The following is a 17,497-nucleotide window of genomic DNA, read 5'->3' on the forward strand; positions in this document are numbered from 1 at the left end:
TTATTTCGTTATTTTTTGTTTTTATCTGTTGATTTGATTCTTGCAATTCTTGCATCAGATTAGCAGGAACGTCTCACGGCAAGAAGAATTCTTTCTCTACCGGAACACCATTCTCAGATACTCAAAGAGTGTCTCCGTCGCTTCTTCTCGGTAAACGATTTCCCTTGCAAGAACCGGCCGGTCCGTGATGATTCCATCCACGCCGAGCATCATCAGTCTCTCCATCTCACTCTTGCTGTTGACGGTCCATGCGAAAATCCCCTTGCCCTGTGCATGAATATTTTCCACCAGACGTTTGTCAACAAAACTGCTCCGCAGGCTGATAAAATCGAGAGCATCACTCGAATAAAAATTGCCGTATGCCGCCGAGATGACATATCCCGTCAAAATCTCCGGCGCAATTTCCTTGACCGCCTTTAGATAACTCAAACTCGTGGACGTGACAACACATTGTTCCTCCATACCCGCATTCTGGATCAGACTTACCACCCGGGCAGGAAGATCGCTGTCCGCCCCCACATTTTTGATTTCAATATTCAGATGAATTTTTCCGCGGCAAGCTTCGAGTACTTCCTGAAGCGACGGAATCCGCTCTCCGGCATAGGCTTCAGAAAACCAGGATCCCACATCGAGCTTTCGAAGCTGCTCCCAGGTCATCGAACTGATCGGGCGATTAACCCCTGCCACACGTTTCAGACTCGCATCATGTCCAAGCACGACCACTCCGTCCGACGAAAGCTGAACATCAATCTCCGCCGTGTCCGCCATCTCCTCCATCGCTGTCTGAATCGATGCCATCGTATTTTCCGGAGCACTCTGGGAGCTTCCGCGATGCGCTGTGATCTCCACCTGCGTCAGCAGACGATCCGTCACCGTCGGACCAGTCCGCACCATATCCCAGATGGAGAACACTCCGACCGCTGCCAGAATCGCCATTACCATCACAATTCTGCGGCGTTTCGGCGTGCCGCGTGCCGGATATCTGAAATCCCAGCGCTCCTCGTGGAGATGTCTTGTCCCATACTGATAATAGCACACCGACAAAGCCGCATAACAGCCCACGACTGCCAGAATACTCCCTGCAAAGAGGACAGCCAGCTCAATCCGATCCGCCACTCTCAGGAGCACTGCCATCGCCAGCGTCTGGTCTGCATACAGGTTCACAAGAACCGCCGCGATCGCAACTCCCACCAGATAAGCAAGAACCGTCACCGCGCAGACACCGATCTCACACAGAATCATGAGCCCGGCGACAAAGCGTTTCCTATGCCGGGTCAGAACATGACTCCGGTGCAGGCTGTCCGAAAATGACTTCTGTTCCACCATGCATCCGTATGGCACAAACATCGCCGGATAGACTGCGATCATAATCACAATCAGGACAACCGCAAGAAAAATGGCTGCCCACGGCTCGTTCACAATCTCTTTCATCACAAAATTCAGCGGTTTTGTGTGCGTCAGAATCCGCTCAAGAAAGAAAAGATTCATGATTAAAACCTGAACAGAGGTTGTGACTGCCAGTTTCCAGTTCTTCTTCCAGATCTCCGTCGCGGTTTTTTCCATTCCGCCCCACAAAATATGCAAAGGGGTCAGCTTCTGATAATAGGCTGACCCCTGAAATGCAGTGATGAGTCCGGCTATCTCCAGAACAACCAGAAGCATTCCCACCGCCACAATTCCAATCAAAATCAGAATCGTCCACGGACAAAGGAAAAAGCCTCCGATATTTCCTGCTGTGAGATAGCTGTATCCGGCTTTCTCAAGGGCCAGACGCACCCCACGGCTGATCAGCCGTAAATAAGCCGGCATCGTCACCATACGGTACAGAAGCTCAAACAAAAGAATATTTTTCCAGTTCTGACAGGCAATCTGCCAGGTATCTTTTGCCAGTGTCTTCATCTTATGTCTGTTTCTCCGGTGCTGTGCCACATTCTCCACTCAGAATCACTGCGCATCCACTCTGAGTTATCCTGCTCCACTTTTGCAGAAAATATGCGAAACAGCGCCGTTTGTACTCCCAATTCTATCCTTATTTGTCTTTCTTCTGTTCCTGCGTATTTTCCCGGCCATCCTGCCCCAGTGCCAGAATGGACTGGTTTAAGGAAAACATCTTCGCATCAAGCATATCCACCATATCTGCACATGCCTTCAGCTCCGCCTCGAGAAAATCAGGCGCATTGCCCTCAAACTTATAATAAATCTTGTGTTCCAGACTTGCCCAGAAATCCATTGCGACTGTGCGGATCTGGATCTCCACCTTTGTCTCCACCGGTCCCTCCGTCAGATAAATCGGAATCGTCACGACCATGTGATAACTCTTATATCCGTTCGGTTTCGGCTGTTTGATGTAATCCTTCACATAGAGAACCGTCACATCTTTCTGTCTGGCAATCATGTCCGCAATCTTGTAAATATCCTGGGTAAACGAACAGATAATCCGGATTCCGGCGATGTCACTGAGTTTTTCCACCATATTTTCAATCGTGACTTCGTGACCATCGCCTTTGAGTTTTTTGACAATGCTCTCCGGCGTCTTCAGACGTGATTTGATATGCTCAATCGGAGTGTGCCCGTAAATATGGACAAACTCCCCATTCAGGATATCAATTTTTGTGTTAATCGCCTTGAGCGCCGAATCATACAGAAACATTACCGAGTTCCACTGGTCCAACTGGCTGTATGCATCGGGGATATTCATCTTACCTATCCCTCCTTCTTTTTTCTAAATGCACAAATTTCTAAATGCACGAAACGCAGAATCGAAATCTGCGTTTCTTTTTCTTTTCACATAAGAGCCTGCCGGACCGGAATCCCAGAGTGCACCCAAATCCACAAAGAACCACAATGGATTCAGGCAAATACACCCTAAAGTTTCAGGCCTTTCAGCAGTGCGCCAAGACCGGTTGTTGCCTCACCGCTCTCCTTGTAATCATAGGTATTCGTCTCTTCTGCTGCCTCCACATCCTCGTCGAGAGCCTTGATGCTTAAGCTGATCTTGCCATCCTTGAGTGCAATGATCTTTGCCTTTACCTTCTCACCCTCTTTGAGAACAGCAGCCGGATTCTTTACTCTCTGCTTGCTGATCTGGGAAACGTGAATCAGTCCGCTCAGTCCGTTGTCCAGATTTACGAATGCGCCGTAATCCTTCAGAGAATCTACGGTTCCCTCTACAATCTCACCAACCTGAATGCTTGCCATCTTCTCTGCACGCTCGGCTGCCTCTTTCTCTCTCATGACAGCTCTTGCGGAGAGCACGAGTCTCTTCTTCTCCGGATCAACGGTGATCGGAACAACATCGAGATGCTGGCCAACACAGTCTTCTAACTTCTCTACATAGTGAGTAGAAACCTGAGATGCCGGGATAAAGCCCTGTACATCATTGATATAAGCAACCAGTCCGCCTTTTACGGCTTCCTTTACTTTTACGGTGGTGACCGTCTTATCTTCCATCATCTGAGCCAGTTCTGCCCACTTCTCTGCATCCGGACCATCCTGCTCCTCATAACGGCTGTTGCGGCGCTGATCAAACTCTTTATAGGATGCCTCCAGCTCGCTGGCGTAATCCTCCATCGTCTCTTTTACTTCTTCGCTCATAAGTCAAGTCCTCCTCTTTTCTCGCCGGTTCAGACACCGGCAACTATGTTGTTACTGTTCATGCCCTGCATGACCAGCAACGGAATTTGCCGTGGCTTCGCATTTAAATACGGCAAATTCCCGCGACCATTACGTTTATTGTACGGCACTTTCGGTTCCAAAAGTGCCTACCCGTATACAGTAACACTATGTTGACTTTACCACATTTTTACCCTTTTTTCCATAGTTTTATATGTAAAAATGTGCTATAATAAAAACTACTGCAAAGAGCTTTCCAGCCCTGATAAACCCGATAAACAAAATGAACCTGGCAGGCACAGGCCATAACAGGAATCTTTTTTCAGGCGGGCAATACAAACTACAATACAACGAGGACATTTTTATGAAAGACATCATGGATCTGCACAGCCACACAATTGTCAGTGGCCATGCATACAATACTCTTTATGAGATGGTTCGCTCTGCTTCTGACAAGGGACTGAGTCTCTTAGGTGTCACGGAGCATGCGCCGGGAATCCCGGGAGCCTGCCATCCTTTTTATTTTATCAATTTTAAGGTGGTTCCGAGAGAGATTTACGGAGTCCGTCTGATGCTCGGATGTGAGTTAAACATCATCGACTACCTCGGCAGCGTCGACTTGGAGCCACGCTATCTCCGGGGCCTTGATTTCGGCATTGCAAGCATCCACGACCCGTGCTTCACAAGCGGAACCGTCGCCCAGAATACGGCTGCCTATCTCGGCGCCATGAAGCATCCGTCCGTGCAGATCATCGGTCATCCCGATGACGGACGTTTCCCGATCGACTATGAGACGCTTGTGTGTGCCGCAAAGGAAGAACACGTTCTTCTCGAGGTGAATTCCAGTTCCCTGCACCCGCAGAGCAACCGCAAGAATGCCAGAGAGAACTACCTGACGATGCTCGAGCTCTGTAAGAAACACAAGACCTCCATCGTCATCGACAGTGATGCCCACTGTGAGGCGGACGTCGGCAATCACAGCCGTGCCCACGAACTCTTAAAGGAAGTTGATTTCCCGGAGGAGCTTGTCGTGAATACCTCGCTTGAGAAAGCCGCTTCCTACATCCCTTATCTGGCGAAAATGCTGACCGCAGGAGGTTCGGCAAATGATTAATTTCCTGAATCTGGAATACTTTCTCGTGGCTGCCGAGGAGCTGAATTTCACAAAGGCCGCAAAACGCCTTTTCATCTCCCAGCAGTCCCTGAGCAATCATATTTCCAATATGGAAAAGGAGTTCGACGTGGTTCTCTTTAACCGCACGACTCCGCTCACCCTGACGTATGCAGGTCACGCGCTCAAGGCAAAGGCGCGCCAGCTTCTCGAGCTGCGCGATGAGACTTACCGCGAACTCTCCGACATCAAAGATTTCTCTGTCGGTCAGCTCACAATCGGTCTCTCCCACACCCGCGGCCGCGTGATTCTCCCGGAAATCCTTCCTGTATACAAAGAACGTTTTCCGAATATTGAGCTGCGGCTCGAGGAGGGCAATTCCTCAGAACTTGCGGACGATCTGCTGCACGGCAACATCGATCTGCTGATCGATATGCTCCCGATCAAAGTGGAAAATGTCGAGACCGTTCCGATCTGCGAGGAAGAGATTCTTCTTGCGGTTCCGGACGCTGTTCTCGAAAAAGCTTTCCCGGGACAGCTCGAGGAGATCAAAGAACAGCTCTCCCATCACATTGATCTGAAGCTGTTAAGCCGCTGCCCGTTTCTTCTGATCAACAAGGGAAACCGGGTGCGCACGCTTGCAGATGAGATGTTTGAGGAGGCGGAAGTCTCCCCGAATATCGTCCTCGAAACCGAAAACATCGAGACGGTTCTCGCACTTGCGATCAAGGGAATGGGCATCACCTTCTACCCGAAGATGTTTATCTCCAGCTACCGGGAGCTTGCCACCGGCAGTGAAAACAAAATACCGGTCAGCTTCTATTCCCTAGACTACCCGAAGGCACACGGCGTCCTCGCAATCGGTTACCACAAAGGTCATTATATGTCTCAGGCAACAAAAGAATTCATACAAATCGCAAAAGAGACCATTTAATTTTTTGCTTAATTAGCTCCAATTCTTGACTTTCTTTTCTCTTTCTTTTATGATTATATTGAATATAGGAATCGTTATTATTTTTATCTTTTATGAAACAACGCAACTTGACAACCGAATAAAACGAAATTTTAGTTTCAAAAATCATAAAAGAAAGGGAGTTTTTTATGAAAGTACTGAAATACAGCCGTCAGCGGGAATCCATCAAGGCGTGCCTGATGGGAAGAAAGGATCATCCGACCGCAGATGCCGTTTACTCGAGCATCCGCGAGGAATTCCCAAACATCAGTCTCGGAACTGTTTACCGCAACTTAAATCTTTTAGTGGAGCTCGGTGAAATCCAGAAGCTCACCTGCGGAGACGGAAAAGATCATTTTGATGCCGACACTTCTCCGCACTACCATTTTGTCTGTCAGTCCTGCGGGGCAGTCCAGGATCTTGCCCTCGCTCCGATCGCTGACTTAAATGACACGGCAAATGCCGTCACGGACGGAAAAATCGAGAGCCACACCGTATATTTCTACGGAACATGTGGAACCTGTCTAAAACAGAAGATGCACTGATACAAAATTTTTACTTTTTTCTCAAATACGCTTGACATTCCGAATAAGTTGTGGTATCTTAATATCAGTAATCATTACTGTTTTTGATTTCAAGAAACTTTTCGAAAAACTTATCTCAAAAGTTTTAAGAGTTTAAGATCCTTTGCGGGAGGAACAGGAACGATTACCATAGGAACCAGTATTTAAAACGAATCAAAATTATTTTTATAGAAAAGGAGATCTGAGTTATGAAGAAATGGGTTTGTACGGTATGTGGTTATGTATACGAAGGCGAGAATGCACCGGAGTTCTGCCCGGTATGTAAAGCTCCTGCTTCCAAGTTCAAAGAGCAGAGCGGTGAGAAGACCTGGGCTGCTGAGCATGTAGTTGGCGTTGCTCAGGGCGTAAGCGAAGATATCCTGAAAGATCTGAGAGCAAACTTCGAGGGCGAGTGCTCTGAGGTTGGTATGTATCTGGCAATGGCAAGAGTTGCTCACAGAGAGGGCTATCCGGAGATCGGTCTGTACTACGAGAAGGCTGCATATGAGGAGGCTGAGCACGCTGCTAAGTTTGCAGAGCTGTTAGGCGAGGTTGTTACCGACAGCACCAAGAAGAACCTGCAGATGCGTGTTGACGCTGAGAACGGCGCAACCGCTGGTAAGGTAGATCTGGCTAAGCGCGCTAAGGCAGCTAACCTGGATGCAATCCATGACACCGTTCATGAGATGGCCAGAGATGAGGCTAGACACGGCAAGGCATTTGAGGGTCTGCTGAAGAGATACTTTGGCTAATCTTTAAAACGCAATGTCATTCTCATAATTTTCTAAATAAATGCTGAATAGTGAATAAAGAAAGCATCCTGTATTGGTCAACTGACACGTACAGGATGCTTTCTATTTCTAATTTGATAATTTCTAATTTCTGCCTTTCATTTTCTCCGCTTCCGAATGAATCTGAAGCGAAGTATTCAAGATCTGCATCACAGAAACCGGCTTGTCCAAATATGCCTGAATGATTCCTCGCTCCCTCGCCTCAATCAGTTCTTTCGTCACATGATCTGCCATGACAATCTTGACAAGATTCGGTTCCTGTCCCTGAATCGCCATGCAGAATTCGAGCGCACTCTGCCCCTCAACCTCCTGATCCACAACAAGAAGGTCAAAATCCTGCTCTTCAAGTCTCTGTCTCGCCTGCATGAACGTCATGCTTCCGGTCAGCTCTGCATTCTGCCGATCTGCATCTTTCTTTAAAATCTGAAGGACTTTCGCATTGTCATCAATCACAAGAATTCGGATCTGTGCGGTCTCTGCCTTTCCATTCCCATCAACATTTTTCTGTCCGGACAGGGAAAGTTCTTCTTTCTGTTCATTGACCGGAATCCAGATGTGGAACACACTTCCCTGATCCAGGACGCTCTCTGCCTGAATGTAGCCCTTATGAGAACCGATGATCTGCTCCACAAGTGCCAGTCCAAGTCCGGTTCCCTTTCCCCCCTTCTTCGTCGTGAAGAACGGATCAAAGATCTGGCGGAGAACCTCATCGCTCATTCCGCATCCGTTATCGGAAATGTCAATCTTCACATATCTCTCCCAGGTCTCCGGAATCTCGTCCGTGACAACTGCCGTCAGCTCCTCGCGATCTGCCACGCGCGCCTCAACGCGAAGTTTTCCATCTTCCCGGCGCCCAATCGCCTGAATCGCATTGACACAGATATTTAAAATCACCTGATTCATCTGTGTCTCATTGCAGAGAATACAGACTTCTCCGACTTTCAGATCCGTCTCTATCGTGACATTGTCCGGGCAGACAGAAGTCACCATCTTGAGTGCCCGGCGCAGGACATTGGCTGCCCCCGCATTCTTGTAAACCGTCTCCATATTTTTGCGGCTGAGCGAGGAAATCTGCTGAATGATCTCCTTTGCCTTGACGGAAGCCTCATAGATCTCATATGCATTGCTGAAACTCTCCGAATCTTCCGGCAGATCCATCATCAGAAGATCCGCATATCCCATAATCGGCGTCAGCAGGTTGTTGAACTCATGTGCAATTCCGCCTGTCATCGTTCCCATAATCTGAAGGCGCTGCTGGTGGGCAATTCTCTCCTCACTCTGATGCATTTTCTCCAGAATTCCGTTCAGTTCCGTCAGATAAGCGATCCGCTCTGAGTCTTTTTTGCTCTGCATGAACATTCCTCCGAGCACAATTCCCATCACGATTAAAATGCCAAAGAAAATGATAAAAATTGTGATCAGGCGGACGACTCCAACTGCAACCGGAATATAGACTTCATCGTAATCCATCACGGCACTCAGCACCAGAAAATCCTCCCCGATATACATAGGAGAATACGCGCAGATCTTACGCACGCGGGGCTGATTCGGCTCCATCCACCAGTAGGAATAATAGTCATCGACCCCCTCTTCTCCTCGGTTCTGTTTCTCGATCAGCGCCTGAAGGCTGCTTAAATCCAGTCCGGGATAGAGTTTTTCTCTGTCCTGAATCGCGTCGATTCCCCACTGTTCCCTCTCCGGGTGAAGCAGAATGACTCCCTTGGAATCTTTCAGGAGCACATATCCGTTTTTTCCGACGCGAAGTCCCGCCATCATCGTCTCAAAATACCGCTCCGTGTCGAGAATCAGCGACAGTTTTCCTTCTCCCGGAATTTCTCTCTGGAGAATCAGTTCCATATTTCCGTTTGTGAGTCTCGCCTGGATCAGAGTCTGAAATTGGTCAATTCTGTTTTCCGAGTAAATCTTCTCGATCTCAGACCCATGCACACTTGCAATCACCTTTCCGTCAAGATCTTCCGCAACGACATCGACAACGCGTCTCTCATGGGTATCCACGTACTCTTTCAGACAGCTCCAGCCCACAAGTTCTTTCGTTTTTTCGTTTTGGGCGCCACTCTGGTTCTCTTCTGGGATTTCCCCCTGATTCCAGTTCTTCTCCGACAGGATACACAATCCCTCAAGATCATCCACATAAGAAGCCATGAATTCCTCCATGCTGTCCCGAAGTCCCTGAACCGTCAGGAGCAGCTGCTTTTTCTGATTGTCGATGATCGAATCCCGGTACTCATTCCAGCTCTGCTTTCCGATCAGAATCACCAGAAAAACCGCCACGGCAAGCAGAAGCGCCGTAATCTTTGGAATCCGGTTTTTCTTCTGTTTTATCTCCTGTCGCTCTTCCCTCTGGCCCTGATTGTCTCCCTCTCTCTGTCTACCCTGGCTCTGTTTTTCTTTTTTCATTTTTCTTTCCCCATTCTTCTTCCCGTTTTTCCTCATTTTTTTATTTGTGTTTCGTCTTCATTTGATTTTATCTAAGTTCCCAGTTACTGTTCACGCGTTACGCAAATAGCAGCGGTTCCCAGCCTGTCCGGGCAGATGCAGTTTCATCTTATATTGACTCACTTCTTTGTTAATATTATAATATTTTTTATTAAATGTCCAAACGTTCTCACCAAATCCGTTACCCTTCATGCGCTTCACATCCTGCAACAGATCCTTTGTGCAGGAAGAAAAACTTTCGTTACAGCCTGCACAACGCATGAAAGGAAACGATCGAAAAATTGGAAACGAAAAGAAGGGATTTCTATGAACGACAAAGTACTGATTGTCGACGATGATCCGGCAATCTGCAAACTGCTTGAAAAAGTCATGCACAGCAACGATCTCGACACCGATGTTGCAGACTGTGGTGCCTCTGCCCTCTCCCTGCTTGCAAGAAACAGCAACAGCTATGCGCTGGTTCTTCTCGACGTCATGCTCGGGGATATGGAGGGATTTGAGGTCATCAAACAGATGCGCAGTCAGGGAATCAAAACTCCTGTTATCATTGTCAGCGGGCGAAGCGAAGATTACGATTCCCTCTACGGTCTCTCCATCGGCGCCGACGACTATATCACAAAACCATTTCGCCCTCTCGTGCTCGGAGCGAAGGTAAAAGCTCTGATCCGGCGCAATAAAGACCTGATTCTCAATCACTCGGATGTGCTTGAATGCGGCCCGTTTTCCTACCACTCTTCGACAATGCGTTTTTATCGAAATGGAGAGGAACTGATTCTCTCTGCGCGGGAAAGTGCGATTCTCCTGCTTTTCCTGCGCCACCCTAATCAGGTCTTCACAAAGGAAATGATCTATGAGCAGGTATGGGGAAATTCTGTGATTGTCGACGACAACGCGATCATGGTCTATATCAACCGTCTCCGCAGCAAAATTGAGGATGACAAGCAGAAACCCCGCCACATTGTAACTGTGCGAGGTCTCGGATACCGCTTTGTCCCGTAAACCTTTATCGCACATCCCTGCACCTATTGCTGTACCTGTCACCGTACCTGTCTGCACCTGTCATTGCGCATACTGTCTGGTTCCTGTGCGAGGTCTTATTCGAGAGCCTCGCGCATCATCTTTCCGCCCTGAATCACAATCGTCGGCAGGAGAGCAAACAGAAACAGGGCCATCGTCTGCGTTCCACTCAAATCCGCAGTCTCAAACAGCGGCTGTAACTTCGGCAGAAACAGCACTGCCCCGAGAAGGGCAGTTCCTGCCCCCAGTGCAAGCACACTCCACAGATTGCTGAAAATTCCGATCCGGCTGAGGCTGTGGCGGCTGCGGCAGTTGAATCCATGAAAGAGACGGGCAAGTGTCAGGGAAGCAAATGCCATCGTGCTCGCAGTTTCAGCATGATCGCGAAGACCGACTGCATATGCCGCCATTGTACTGCACGCGATCAGACTTCCCTGAAGCAGGACCCCGAGTGCAAGTCTCGCCGTGATAATTCCCTCCCCCGGATTTCGGGGCGGAAGATCAAGGAGCCCCTCCTCCTGCGGCTCCATTCCGATCGCAACTGCCGGAAGTGAATCCGTCAACAGATTGATAAAGAGCAGATGTACCGGCTCAAACGGAACCGGAAGGGCGAAAATTGATGTATACAATACACAGAGAATCCCTGCCATATTTCCGGACAGCAGAAATTCAATCGCATGGCGGATATTCCGGTAAACATTTCTTCCGTTTGCGACCGCCTTCACAATTGTTGCAAAGTTGTCATCCGTCAAGATCATTGAGGCCGCATCCCGCGACACCTGTGTTCCACTGTTTCCCATCGCAACTCCGACATCCGCCATTCTGAGCGCCGGTGCATCATTGACCCCGTCCCCCGTCATCGCCACAACTTTTCCCTGCTGTTGCCATGCCCTCACAATGCGGATTTTATGTTCCGGGGATACCCTCGCATAGACGGAAATCCTCTCAAGCCGTTCTCTCAGTTCTCCCTCCGTCATCCGGTCTAATTCCGCTCCCGTCACGGTCTGATCGTTCCGGGCCGGTATCCGGATTCCGATCTTTTCTGCAATCGCCTCCGCAGTTCCCCTGTGATCTCCCGTAATCATAATTGTCCGGATCCCTGCCCTCTTTGCAGTCGCAACCGCTGCCTGCGATTCCTGACGAGGCGGATCTAAGAATGCCGCCATTCCGAGAAAAACCAGATTTTCTTCTCTTTTTCCAATCTTTTCCCCGGCAGCTTTGCCCCGTCGGAATGCAAAGGCCAGGACGCGAAATCCATTTTTCGCCCATTCTGCCGTCTCCTGCCCGATCCGTCTACGCCATCCCGCATCCATCGCCCGAACTCCGGACGGCGTCTGAATCTCCGTGCAGAATTCCACAATCACCTCCCATGCTCCCTTCACAATCAAAAGGCCCGTTCCATCGGGGCAGCGGTGCAGGGTGCTCATCCGTTTTCGTTTCGAGTCAAATGGGATCTCATCGATTCTCGGATATTCCCGCTTCAGGCTTTCCGCCGAAATCCCCACCGATTCCGCGGTCTCCAAAAGTGCCTTTTCCATCGGATCGCCAACATCTCCATGCCCATCGTTGTTCAAAACGGCAGCAAAAAGAAGTTTTCTGATCTCCGGTGTTTTTATTTTTTCTCGCATCTTCCTTTGCATACTCTCATGCATATTTGCCTGCCTGTTCTCACACATAGTTATCTGTCTGTTCTTATTTGTACCCGCTGTTTGCGTCGATCTGTTCCCCCGTACTTCCCAGACTGACTCTCCTCTCAGCCCCGTCTCTGTGCCAACGTCCACGCCCTGTCCGCCGCTCCACAATCGTTCGATATGCATCTCGTTTTGCGTCAGCGTCCCTGTCTTATCGGAACAGATCACCGAGACGCAGCCAAGGCTCTCGACTGCCTTCAAATCTTTTATGATCGCGTGCTCCTTCGCCATCTGCTGCGTTCCCATCGCCTGCACAATCGTGACAATCGACCCGAGCGCCTCCGGAATTGCCGCAACAGCCAGCGCCACGGCAAACATCAGGGCCTCCAAAACCGGCATTTTCCGGTAAAGGCTCAGCACAAATACAAGTGCGCAGATCAAGAGAATCCCACCTGCCAAGCGTCTTCCGAAACTCTCCATCGCAAGTTCAAGAGGTGTCTCCTTCTCCCGCGTCTCATTCATCATACCGGCAATCTTTCCGATCTCCGTTTTCATGCCGGTCGCCGTCACAACCGCAAGTCCGCGCCCCGCCGTCACAAGCGATCCGGAAAACACCATATTATTTTGATCTCCGATCCCGATTGTCCCGCTCTCCAAAATGGCACCTTCCTGCTTACATACACTCTCTGCCTCACCGGTCAGGGCGCTCTCATTCACCCGGAGTCCATGAGCTTCCAGAATTCTCCCGTCCGCAGAGATCAGATCTCCCGCTGCCAGAATCATCAGATCTCCCGGAACTATCTCGCGGGACGGGATCTCCTTGATCTCTCCATTCCGCATCACGCGGGCAGACGGCGCTGACATGGCTCTCAGACTTTCCAGGGATTTTCTCGCCTTTTCATGCTGAACCGTTCCCAGAACCGCATTCAATATCAAAACTGCACCGATCACCGCCGTGCTCTCAAAATCCCCTGACAGCGCCGACACCATTGCGGCCGCTAAGAGAATCCATACAAGCAGATCTGCAAACTGTTCCGCAAACACCTGCCAGGCCTTTTTCTCCCTCTGCCCTCTCAGACAGTTCTCTCCCGCCTCCAACAGACGCTTCTCCGCCTGTTTTTCACTAAGACCATGTTCCGGCACCTGAAATTGTCTGCACACTTCCTTTCCCGGACATCGATACCACTCACCCATCCTGCACGCCATCCTTTTCTTCTCCGTTCAGACTGTTACATCATATGACGCAAAAAAAGCCTGCATGCGGACTCCCGCAGCAGACTCTTTGTTATCGATCTGTTTTTTGTTATTTAAGCTGAGTTCCAATCAATGCCTGCACAGACTTGATGCGTGATTCATTCTGGCTTATAACAGGGTATACTCCAGCATCTCATAGTGGAGACGGCTTCCCTCCATGATGCCATCCGGAAGCAGGGCGCGCGCCACAAGTTTGAGTTCAGCCTCCTGTACATCGGTTCTTCTTAAATGCGCGTAATCTCCATCGATCTGCTCTACAATATATTCGCGTGGTTCCATCTCTCTTCGTCCTTTTTCTTATTTATCGTTATCTTCTAAGTGATTCATGGTCCGTTATTCTATTGGTTTTCTCCTCCGGTGCAATCGGCCCCCATTTGCCCTCGTAAACAAAATGATACAGGCGCACCAGTTCCTGATATGCAGAGGTATTCTCAAGCTCCTTCAAGCCTTCCAGAACCCCCTCCAGATACCATCGATGGCTCTCCGGTCTCGTCTCGTGAAAACGCTGCCAGAGACGTTCTCCTTCCACCATATAATCCCGCGCGGTCGAACGCATATTGCTCAATTTATCTCCGAGTGTAAGAATCTTCGTCTCCATGGATGCCGTCTTCAGACGCTGAATCGTCGCCCCCTTGCGTTCTTTCCAGGTCAGGGCCTTGTTCTCACTCTCTGACTCCACCAGACTTCTCACTCTCGGTCCAAAAGCTGCTTCCAGCTCCTCCGGAGTCACATCGGTATCCTCCAACACGTCGTGCAGATATGCTGCTGCGATCACTTCCTCATCTGTCGTCAGAAGCGCCACAATCAGCGCCACCTCCATAGGATGATAGATATAAGGAACTTTGCTTCCCTTTCTCATCACACCTTCATGTGCCTTTGCCGCAAATTCCGCCGCCCTCTCGATCATCGTACATCCTTTCACACCGGTCAGCCCGCCCTGACACGCCTATGTTTTATTATAACGTTCGTTAACGCTCATTATATCACAGCTGAATCTACGTGAAAAGAGGTTACTGTACAAAGAGTGATCGTAAGAAAATCTTTTCTTGTAAAAGCCCTGTTTTTCTGTTATGCTTATGTGCAGAAATCAAGGCATCTGCCTGGAAATAAGGAGTGTTCTATGGGATCATATCAGAATCAATCCAATCGGCAGTCCAGCCATCCCCGGAGAAGATCTTCCGATGGGTTTCGGCATGTACTGCTTTTTTATGTTCTTCCGTTTTTAATTTTTAACGGAATTCTTTTTTACTGTGTGACAGCTGCTCCAAAACTTACCATTGAAGTTGCAGACACCCAAGATTATCTGACTACTCAGGTTCGGGTTCAGATCAAGTCTCTCTTCCCGGTAAAGTCTCTTGAAGTAACACTCGACGGAACTCCGCTTGAACTGACACAGGAGTCTAAGCGTTCCTATGTTGTGACCGTCAATAAAAACGGTTCCGTGGAAGCTGATATCACAAATATCAACGGGATGTTCGGACAGTTTTTCGACCACGTCAATGTTCTCGATGATGTTCCTCCGACTTTTGACTCTCCAAAGTTTGACAACGACATTCTGACTCTGAATGTCAATGACAGCCAGTCCGGAGTCAATTTTGATTCCATCAAGGCGGTAAATGCGGATGGACAGGCGATTGAGCCTCTTGTCTTCGATCGTTCCTCCGGTATTGTCTCCTACAAAGTCGGAAGCAATGGAATCCAGATCACCGCTCTCGACAAAGCCGGAAATGAGATTCAGCGCAGCTATGTCATTCACAAAAACGGAATGGCAGAATCTTTGGAATGCTCGGAAGGTCCTCTTCACCAGGTTGGGGAAAATCCTACAGAAACCGTCACCCCGGGACTGACAGATGAGACAAATGCCGTCATTCCGGAAGAGGAGACTACCGCCGCAGCATCCTCCTCCAAATCCGGCAAAGCATCTTCTGTCACAGAGGAAGCTACCGTGGAATCCGCTGAGGAGTCTTCCAGCGAAGAGGAATCTGATGAGGGACTCGTTCTCGATCTCCCGTAATGCCGCAGGCATTATTTTCAATCGATTTTACGTTAAACAAGCATTTGTAAACTATCAAAAAACTGCTGTTCCCGATGGATCTGTCTGTGCAGAAACTGGGAGCAGCAGTTTTTTCTTTTTCATTTTTTCTTTGCTGAATCACTTGAGCAATTTCTTCGTTGATTGACACTCTGAACACTCTTCTTTTTTATTGAGCGCTCTGATCAGCACCTGCGCTTTCTTCCTCAACTCTTTCAGATTCCGGCTTTTTCTCCGGCACTCGGCTATACCGCTCTGCCATCTGTCTGCACCGCTCAAGAATCTCTTCTGTCAGATCCTCGCTCTTCATTCTCCAGCGCCAGTTTTTTCCAAGCGTGGACGGTTCATTGATTCTCGCACGATTTCCAAGTCCAAGATAATCCTGAACCGGAATCACGGCAAGGCGCGCCGTGCTTGAGAGCGCAAGACGGATGTAATCCCAGTGAATCTCTCCCTGCGGTGTCTGCTCATTTCCGAGATATTCAACTGCAAATTTCTTCGTCTCCGGACTCAGATCGTGATACCAGCCCTGAAGCGTCATATTGTCATGCGTTCCTGTATACACCACACAGTTCTTCCCATAGTGATGAGGAAGATACTGATTTCCCGGACCTCCGTCAAATGCAAACTCTAACACTTTCATTCCCGGAAATCCCGTTTTCTCCACAAGTTTAAACACCGACGGTGTCAAAAAACCAAGGTCTTCCGCAATGATATCAAGCTTTCCGAAGCGATCATTCATCTTTTTGAAGAGATCATATCCCGGACCATCCTCCCAGTGACCGAACTCAGCGGTCTTTGAACCTGCCGGGATGGAATAATAGGCATCAAATCCGCGGAAATGATCCACGCGGACAACATCATAGAGCTCAAAACTGTACTCCATGCGGTCCATCCACCAGGAGTATCCGGTCTTCTTGTGATAATCCCAGCGGTAGAGAGGATTTCCCCAGAGCTGCCCGGTCGCCGAGAATGCATCCGGCGGGCATCCTGCAACCGCAGTCGGGCGGCAGTCCTCATCAAACTGGAACAGTTCCGGGTGTGCCCAACTGTCTGCACTGTCCGCTGCCACATAAATCGGAATATCTCCGATGATGCGGATTCCATGTTCATTTGCATAAGCCTTGAGTGCTTTCCACTGTCTCTCAAACATCACCTGCTGGAATTCGTAGAACGCGATCTCTTCTCTCAGCTCCTTCTTGTAATGCTTGAGCACATCTTCCTCGCGGGTGCGGATATCCTTGTCCCATTCACTGAAACTCTTTCCGCCAAACTGATTCTTTAACGCCATGTAGAAACAGTAATCTCTCGTCTCGGCACGGAGTTGTTTTTTCAAATATTTCCGGATTTCCTTTTCATCCATCCCGGACTTTTTCTGCTGTTCTTCCCAACGCAAAAATGCCTTTTTCAGAAGAGGAAATCTGTTCTCGTAAATCTTTCCGTAGTCAATATCCCGATCATCGCTTCCAAAATCTGCCATCTGACATTCTTCCTGCGTCAGCAGACCTTCCTTGGTCAGCTGCTCCAAATCGATAAAATACGGATTTCCCGCAAATGCGCTGAATGCCTGATACGGGGAATCTCCGTAACCGGTCGGCCCTAACGGCAAAATCTGCCAGTACTGCTGCCCGGCCTTAGCAAGTTTATCAACAAACTCGTAAGCCTCCTTTGAAAATGCACCGATTCCATACTTTGACGGAAGGCTTGCCACCGGAAGCAGCATGCCGCATCCTCTCTTTTCCATACACATTCCTCTTTTCTCACCCATTTTTCAAACTTTCCACATTCCTTACAAGGTCCCTGTTTTAATGAAATATTGCGAACCAAAACAGCTGCCTTACAGATCTGCGCTCATTCCTGACTATGACTATGGTGATGTTCTCATTTTACCAGTTCTGATTCCCCACTGCAACCGTCATTGTTGCAACTGTTATATTTCCAATGAACAAGCCCAGACGATTTTCAGAGGGGCGTAAAAAGATTGTGAATTCCCGCAAATATGGATATAATATATGCTGTGCAAAAAGGATTTCCTTACAGGATCCTTCAGCGCAATCACTTACAAAAAAATTCAAGT

The 17,497-nt window shown here is 48.9% G+C and carries 14 protein-coding genes; 6 read left to right on the plus strand and 8 right to left on the minus strand.

Annotated features, from left to right (window positions below; genetic code table 11):
• Positions 1-96: 96 nt before the first annotated feature.
• From ACR0QE_RS01850 to ACR0QE_RS01860, 3 genes are all read right to left on the minus strand, one after another.
• Positions 97-1,899 carry a glycerophosphodiester phosphodiesterase family protein gene (locus tag ACR0QE_RS01850; RefSeq protein WP_432626684.1) on the minus strand — a complete coding sequence of 601 codons (1,803 nt, stop codon included), beginning with the start codon at positions 1,897-1,899 and terminating at the stop codon, positions 97-99.
• Between the two features lie 130 nt (positions 1,900-2,029).
• Complete coding sequence (locus ACR0QE_RS01855; protein ID WP_432626685.1) at positions 2,030-2,698, minus strand: GTP pyrophosphokinase; 669 nt, start codon at positions 2,696-2,698, stop codon at positions 2,030-2,032.
• Between the two features lie 167 nt (positions 2,699-2,865).
• Positions 2,866-3,594 (minus strand): S1 RNA-binding domain-containing protein, encoded by a 729-nt coding sequence (locus tag ACR0QE_RS01860; RefSeq protein WP_432626686.1) that lies wholly within the window; start codon positions 3,592-3,594, stop codon positions 2,866-2,868.
• Positions 3,595-3,976: 382 nt separating this feature from the next.
• Here ACR0QE_RS01860 and ACR0QE_RS01865 point away from each other — a divergent pair, with 382 nt between their 5' ends.
• The 4 genes from ACR0QE_RS01865 (at position 3,977) to ACR0QE_RS01880 (ending at position 6,990) form a co-directional block, all read left to right on the plus strand.
• Positions 3,977-4,726 (plus strand): phosphatase, encoded by a 750-nt coding sequence (locus tag ACR0QE_RS01865; RefSeq protein WP_432626687.1) that lies wholly within the window; start codon positions 3,977-3,979, stop codon positions 4,724-4,726.
• Complete coding sequence (locus ACR0QE_RS01870; protein WP_432626688.1) at positions 4,719-5,657, plus strand: LysR family transcriptional regulator; 939 nt, start codon at positions 4,719-4,721, stop codon at positions 5,655-5,657. Before ACR0QE_RS01865 ends, ACR0QE_RS01870 begins: the two co-directional genes overlap by 8 nt.
• Positions 5,658-5,824: 167 nt before the next feature.
• The gene (locus ACR0QE_RS01875) at positions 5,825-6,220 is read left to right on the plus strand and encodes a Fur family transcriptional regulator (RefSeq protein WP_432626689.1); all 396 of its coding nucleotides are present in this window, start codon (positions 5,825-5,827) and stop codon (positions 6,218-6,220) included.
• Between the two features lie 227 nt (positions 6,221-6,447).
• Positions 6,448-6,990 carry an NADH peroxidase gene (locus ACR0QE_RS01880; protein WP_432626690.1) on the plus strand — a complete coding sequence of 181 codons (543 nt, stop codon included), beginning with the start codon at positions 6,448-6,450 and terminating at the stop codon, positions 6,988-6,990.
• A gap of 123 nt (positions 6,991-7,113) precedes the next feature.
• Here the strand turns inward: ACR0QE_RS01880 and ACR0QE_RS01885 are convergent, their stop codons facing one another.
• A complete protein-coding gene (locus ACR0QE_RS01885) occupies positions 7,114-9,447 on the minus strand; it encodes an ATP-binding protein (RefSeq protein ID WP_432626691.1) in 2,334 nt (777 codons plus the stop codon).
• Between the two features lie 345 nt (positions 9,448-9,792).
• Here ACR0QE_RS01885 and ACR0QE_RS01890 point away from each other — a divergent pair, with 345 nt between their 5' ends.
• Entirely contained in the window at positions 9,793-10,485 is a 693-nt protein-coding gene (locus tag ACR0QE_RS01890; protein WP_432626692.1) for a response regulator transcription factor, read from the plus strand.
• A gap of 95 nt (positions 10,486-10,580) precedes the next feature.
• Here the strand turns inward: ACR0QE_RS01890 and ACR0QE_RS01895 are convergent, their stop codons facing one another.
• The 3 genes from ACR0QE_RS01895 to ACR0QE_RS01905 all read right to left on the minus strand — a co-directional run bounded on the left by ACR0QE_RS01895 (position 10,581) and on the right by ACR0QE_RS01905 (position 14,295).
• Positions 10,581-13,328: a cation-translocating P-type ATPase gene (locus ACR0QE_RS01895; RefSeq protein ID WP_432626726.1), complete on the minus strand. Its 2,748-nt coding sequence runs from the start codon at positions 13,326-13,328 to the stop codon at positions 10,581-10,583.
• A 168-nt stretch (positions 13,329-13,496) separates the two neighbouring features.
• Positions 13,497-13,667 (minus strand): chorismate--pyruvate lyase, encoded by a 171-nt coding sequence (locus ACR0QE_RS01900; RefSeq protein WP_432626693.1) that lies wholly within the window; start codon positions 13,665-13,667, stop codon positions 13,497-13,499.
• Between the two features lie 28 nt (positions 13,668-13,695).
• Positions 13,696-14,295: an HD domain-containing protein gene (locus ACR0QE_RS01905; protein ID WP_432626727.1), complete on the minus strand. Its 600-nt coding sequence runs from the start codon at positions 14,293-14,295 to the stop codon at positions 13,696-13,698.
• A gap of 213 nt (positions 14,296-14,508) precedes the next feature.
• On the opposite strand from ACR0QE_RS01905, the gene ACR0QE_RS01910 reads away from it, so the two are divergent.
• Positions 14,509-15,402 carry a hypothetical protein gene (locus ACR0QE_RS01910; RefSeq protein WP_432626694.1) on the plus strand — a complete coding sequence of 298 codons (894 nt, stop codon included), beginning with the start codon at positions 14,509-14,511 and terminating at the stop codon, positions 15,400-15,402.
• Between the two features lie 187 nt (positions 15,403-15,589).
• On the opposite strand, the gene malQ is transcribed toward ACR0QE_RS01910, so the two are convergent.
• Entirely contained in the window at positions 15,590-17,164 is a 1,575-nt protein-coding gene (gene malQ, locus ACR0QE_RS01915; RefSeq protein ID WP_432626695.1) for a 4-alpha-glucanotransferase, read from the minus strand.
• Positions 17,165-17,497: the final 333 nt, after the last annotated feature.

Source organism: Brotaphodocola sp. (genome assembly GCF_050873065.1).
In the GTDB taxonomy this organism is placed as follows: domain Bacteria; phylum Bacillota; class Clostridia; order Lachnospirales; family Lachnospiraceae; genus Brotaphodocola.

Excerpts from the sequence above, each read along its gene's own strand:
- ACR0QE_RS01865 (WP_432626687.1), top strand. The coding sequence starts at position 3,977 with ATGAAAGACATCATGGATCTGCACAGCCACACAATTGTCAGTGGCCAT.
- malQ (WP_432626695.1), bottom strand. The coding sequence starts at position 17,164 with ATGGAAAAGAGAGGATGCGGCATGCTGCTTCCGGTGGCAAGCCTTCCG.
- ACR0QE_RS01855 (WP_432626685.1), bottom strand. The coding sequence starts at position 2,698 with ATGAATATCCCCGATGCATACAGCCAGTTGGACCAGTGGAACTCGGTA.
- ACR0QE_RS01870 (WP_432626688.1), top strand. The coding sequence starts at position 4,719 with ATGATTAATTTCCTGAATCTGGAATACTTTCTCGTGGCTGCCGAGGAG.
- ACR0QE_RS01850 (WP_432626684.1), bottom strand. The coding sequence starts at position 1,899 with ATGAAGACACTGGCAAAAGATACCTGGCAGATTGCCTGTCAGAACTGG.
- ACR0QE_RS01900 (WP_432626693.1), bottom strand. The coding sequence starts at position 13,667 with ATGGAACCACGCGAATATATTGTAGAGCAGATCGATGGAGATTACGCG.
- ACR0QE_RS01860 (WP_432626686.1), bottom strand. The coding sequence starts at position 3,594 with ATGAGCGAAGAAGTAAAAGAGACGATGGAGGATTACGCCAGCGAGCTG.
- ACR0QE_RS01905 (WP_432626727.1), bottom strand. The coding sequence starts at position 14,295 with ATGATCGAGAGGGCGGCGGAATTTGCGGCAAAGGCACATGAAGGTGTG.
- ACR0QE_RS01885 (WP_432626691.1), bottom strand. The coding sequence starts at position 9,447 with ATGAAAAAAGAAAAACAGAGCCAGGGTAGACAGAGAGAGGGAGACAAT.
- ACR0QE_RS01880 (WP_432626690.1), top strand. The coding sequence starts at position 6,448 with ATGAAGAAATGGGTTTGTACGGTATGTGGTTATGTATACGAAGGCGAG.
- ACR0QE_RS01890 (WP_432626692.1), top strand. The coding sequence starts at position 9,793 with ATGAACGACAAAGTACTGATTGTCGACGATGATCCGGCAATCTGCAAA.
- ACR0QE_RS01875 (WP_432626689.1), top strand. The coding sequence starts at position 5,825 with ATGAAAGTACTGAAATACAGCCGTCAGCGGGAATCCATCAAGGCGTGC.
- ACR0QE_RS01895 (WP_432626726.1), bottom strand. The coding sequence starts at position 13,328 with ATGGGTGAGTGGTATCGATGTCCGGGAAAGGAAGTGTGCAGACAATTT.
- ACR0QE_RS01910 (WP_432626694.1), top strand. The coding sequence starts at position 14,509 with ATGGGATCATATCAGAATCAATCCAATCGGCAGTCCAGCCATCCCCGG.